Source organism: Curtobacterium sp. B8, from assembly GCF_000333315.1.
Taxonomy (GTDB): Bacteria; Actinomycetota; Actinomycetes; order Actinomycetales; family Microbacteriaceae; genus Curtobacterium; species Curtobacterium luteum.
Window position 1 is genome coordinate 1 of sequence record NZ_BACW01000068.1, and the last position, 2,545, is coordinate 2,545.

Genomic DNA, 2,545 nt, shown 5'->3' on the forward strand with positions numbered 1-2,545 from the left:
GACCCGCCACTCGACCCCGTGGGACCCGACCAGCGCCATGCCGTCCGGCGCCTGGGTCACCCGGGCGAGACCGTCGAGCGGGCGGCCGGACACGAGCACGACCTCGGTGTCGCGGGCGCGCTGCAACGTGAGGACCGCGGCCCAGGAGCCGGGCAGCGCCCCGACCTGCGCGGGGTCGTCGGCGAACGGCGCGAGGGTGCCGTCGAAGTCGAGGGCGACGAGCAGTCGCGGCGCAGCCGCGAGCGTCTCGAGGGCCGACGACAGGGCGGACGGGTCGGTGACGGTCTCAGGCACCACGGGCCTCCCGGGTGTCCTCGGCCGCACGCGCGGTCTGTGCGCCTTCGTCGAAGATCGACATGCCGTCGTCCTCCGCCTCACGGTGCGCGTCCGCAGTCGCGTCCGGGTCGATGCGCGACCCCTTGGGCGCATGGCGGTCGAGCGCTTCGAGGAAGGATCGCGACCAGCGCGCCACGTCGTTCTCGCGGACCCGCTTGCGGAGCGCGCGCATGCGCGTGGAGCGCTCACGCCGGGGCATCTCGATCGCGCGCTGGATCGAGTCCTTCAGCGCGCCGATGTCGTGCGGGTTGACGATCACCGCCTGCTTCAGCTCGTCGGCGGCGCCGGTGAACTCGGAGAGGATGAGCACGCCGTCGTTGTCGAAGCGCGTCGCGATGTACTCCTTGGCGACGAGGTTCATGCCGTCACGCAGGGCCGTCACGAGCATCACGTCGGCGGCGAGGTAGAGCGCCACCATCTCCTCGCGCGGGTAGCCGTGGTGCAGGTAGGCGATCGGCTGGTGCCCGATCACGCCGAGGTCGCCGTTGATGCGGCCGACCGTCAGTTCGATCTCGTCTCGGAGCGCGGCGTACGTGTCGACGCGCTCGCGGCTGGGGCTCGCGACCTGGATGAGCGTGGCGTCCTCGACCGCGACCCGGCCGTCCTCGACGAGTTCGCCGAAGGCCTTGATGCGGTGGCGGATGCCCTTCGTGTAGTCCAGTCGGTCGACGCCGAGGAGCACGGTCTTCGGGTTGCCGAGGCTCGCGCGGATCTCGCGGGCGCGCTCCTGGACCTCGGGCCGGTGCGCGATCTCCTCGAAGCCGGCGGCGTCGATCGAGATCGGGAAGTGCCGGGCCTCGACGTGCCGCACGGTGATGCCCTTGCGGCTGCGCGGGGCGGCCGGGTCGTCGACGGGGACGTCGATCGTGGAGCCCTTGGTCGTGTAGCCCTTGATGTGCCGGACCGCCCGGAGGAAGTCGCTCGCGTCGTCGTGGCGCTGGAAGCCGATGACGTCGGCGCCGAGCAGGCCGTCGAGGATCTGCGCGCGCCACGGCAGCTGGGCGTAGATGCCGACCGGCGGGAACGGGATGTGGTTGAAGAAGCCGATCGTGAGGTCGGGTCGGAGCTCGCGGAGGAGCGCGGGCACGAGCTGGAGCTGGTAGTCCTGCACCCAGACGACGCCGTCCTGCTCGACGATGTCGGCGATCTGGTCGGCGAAGCGCTGGTTCACGCGCTTGTAGGCGTTCCACCAGTCGCGGTGGTAGCTCGGGTGCTCGATGACGTCGTGGTAGAGCGGCCAGAGGGTGTCGTTGCTGAAGCCCTCGTAGTACTCCTCGACGTCCGCGGTGCTGAGCGGTACCGGGACGATGTGGATGCCGTCGTTGTCGAACGGGGGGACCTCGACCTCGGGCTGCCCGACCCAGCCGACCCAGGCACCGTCGTTCGCCCGCATCACGGGTTCGAGCGCGGTGACGAGGCCACCCGGCGAGTGCCGCCAGCCCTCGTTGCCGTCCTCGTCGACGACGCGGTCCACCGGGAGGCGGTTCGACGCGACGACGAAGGCGTAGCGGGTGCGGTCGGTTCGGTCTGCAGCCATGGGGTGGTGGTGTCTCCGTTCGCCCGGGGTGGTGCACGCGGGTCGTGGTGCACGTGGACGGTGCCGAAGTTACCAGCGGGACGTCAGCGGATTCACGGGACCTCGGCAGGTTGGATATGATGCACCCTCGTGTCGGGGGGACACGAGGTGCCCACAGGGGTGGCGCCGGCCTCCCGGTCGGAAAGGATCCGCCTCTCGTGAGCGAGCAGCCGCCCGTCCCGCCGCAGCCCCCGCAGGACCAGGGGCCCCGTCAGCCCGCGCCGTCGGCGCCCGCCGCGCCCGCCGCGCCCTCGGACGGCTTCGACCGCCTCCTGCGCAGCGTGCCCGGTCGCGACTGGCTCGCCGCCGTGCTCGGTGCGGTCGGCGGCTGGGTCGCCGCCTACGTCGTCGCCGCGATCGCGCTCCTGCTCACCGTGGCGGTCGCCGCGGCCGACTCGGGTGGAGCCGGCTCCGGTTCCGCCGACCTCGGGTCGTCGGGCAGCCTCGGCGGCTCGGGCGTGCCGGACGTGCAGTCGCTGTTGTCGGGCGTCAGCGTCCTCCTCGGCGCGCCCGCGCAGCTCGTGGTGCTCGCGGACCTCGGACGCCTGCACGGCTCCGGGTCGATCGGCCTGCTCGGATCGGGCTACAGGGTCCGTCGGGGTCGTCCCCGCGGTCGTGCTCGCGGCCCAGGTC

The 2,545-nt window shown here is 72.4% G+C and carries 2 protein-coding genes and 1 pseudogene; 1 reads left to right on the plus strand and 2 read right to left on the minus strand.

Annotation, left to right across the window (positions count from 1 at the left end):
* Both I59_RS01890 and otsA read right to left on the minus strand, forming a co-directional pair.
* Positions 1 to 294, minus strand: a 294-nt coding sequence (locus tag I59_RS01890) for a trehalose-phosphatase (protein ID WP_042726372.1), incomplete at its 3' end; no start/stop codon positions are given.
* On the minus strand, positions 287 to 1,873 hold the full coding sequence (gene otsA / locus I59_RS01895) for an alpha,alpha-trehalose-phosphate synthase (UDP-forming) (RefSeq protein WP_022902426.1): 1,587 nt from the start codon (positions 1,871 to 1,873) through the stop codon (positions 287 to 289). The genes I59_RS01890 and otsA, both read right to left, overlap by 8 nt.
* Before the next feature lie 197 nt (positions 1,874 to 2,070).
* Between otsA and I59_RS01900 the strand changes: the two are divergent.
* Positions 2,071 to 2,545 (plus strand): annotated as a pseudogene (locus I59_RS01900) (hypothetical protein); the annotation flags it as partial.